This window comes from Companilactobacillus halodurans (genome assembly GCF_009600985.1).
Taxonomy (GTDB): Bacteria; Bacillota; Bacilli; order Lactobacillales; family Lactobacillaceae; genus Companilactobacillus; species Companilactobacillus halodurans.
The window spans coordinates 1-1,543 of record NZ_VDFP01000113.1 but is presented as its reverse complement, the minus strand read 5'-3'; the positions used below and the strand labels follow the sequence as shown (position 1 = coordinate 1,543).

1 protein-coding gene is annotated in these 1,543 nt (G+C 41.3%); it reads left to right on the top strand.

The features are described from left to right. Positions 1 to 205 precede the first annotated feature (205 nt). Positions 206 to 1,381: an IS256 family transposase gene (locus tag FHL06_RS12850; protein WP_153386984.1), complete on the top strand. Its 1,176-nt coding sequence runs from the start codon at positions 206 to 208 to the stop codon at positions 1,379 to 1,381. Positions 1,382 to 1,543 lie beyond the last annotated feature (162 nt).

Here is a 1,543-nt window from a genome sequence, read left to right as displayed (position 1 = left end):
ATGCACATCCAGATCAATCACCATATTTATTGAATATTACAGATGTTTTAAGTCAGGTTTATATGAAGTTGGACATAGTTGATAATCCGAGAGCGTAAAATATCTTGTGTAAATGCATAAAAGATTTCTGAATTGTATAGAAATAGGGAATGCCTTCCCTTATGATATTTAGTAATCACAGAAAACATCACAGGAGGCATTCCCCATGAATGAACTTACCACAGAAATTATCGCTGCACTAGCCCAAAAGCAAGATTTGGACGAAGTTTTTCGTCACCACCTCGAAATTGCGATTAACCAGCTGCTTCAAACCGAATTGGCAGAGTTTTTGGGTTACGAACGCTACTCATACGCTGGGATTAACACTGGTAATAACCGCAACGGCAGTTATGAGCGCTCGTTTGATACGAAGTACGGCCAACTTAACTTAACCATTCCTCGAGATCGCAATGGCCAGTTTGAAAATCATACCTTGCCAGCCTACGGTCGGCACAGTGATAATTTAGAAACAACGGTCATTCAGTTGTATACCAAGGGAATTACCACTGCTGAAATTGCCGAACTCATTGAGAAAATGTACGGTGCTCACTACTCCAAAGCCACGGTTTCCAACATGACTAAAGCCGTCAATGAACAGGTTCAAGCTTTCCAGCAACGTCGACTGGCTTCACAATATGCGGCCATCTTCTTAGATGCCACTTACTTGCCGTTAAAGCGGGATACCGTTCAAAAAGAAGCCGTTCATATTGCGATTGGCATTCGTCCAGATGGTACGAAAGAAGTGCTGAACTACCAAGTGGCGCCAACGGAATCGACTGGAATCTGGACTGAACTGCTGGGAACCTTGATCAAGCAGGGCGTTAAAGATGTGCTGTTGTTTGTGGACGATGGGTTAGTTGGTTTGGATGAAGGCTTGAATCGGCATTTCCCTAAAGCCAAACGACAACGTTGCCTGGTTCATGTTGGGCGGAATCTGATGAACAAAGTTCGCGTAAAAGACCGCAAGGCCGTGATCAGTGACTTTAAACAAGTTCATCGGGCCGCCAACCGTGAAGCAGCCGAACTGAAACTGAATGAGTTCGCCAACAACTGGCATCAGACCTATCCCAAATTAATCAAAGATCTGCTTAAAATGCCGAATTTACTCACTTTCATGGACTTTCCACCAGCTATCCGGCAATCACTATACTCCACTAACCTGATTGAGAACTTTAATAAGCATCTCAAGCGCACCACCCACCACAAAGAACAATTTCCAACGGAAGATTCACTGGATCGCTTCCTGGTTTCTCAGTTTAATGTTTATAACGAGAAGTCTCTGAAGCGGATCCACCGAGGGTTCAAAGGACTCCAGGACACCTTGGAAGCATCATTTATTTAAGTTAGATACATATTATATGTACGAAGGCATTTCATTTACACAAGATTCTTGACGCTACCTTATTTAATTTTAAAGATAATATCTTTTCTTCAATTTCATTTATTTTTGCATAATTTTCTCTTATCAATTTAACAATTATTAAAACAAATATAATATTAACAA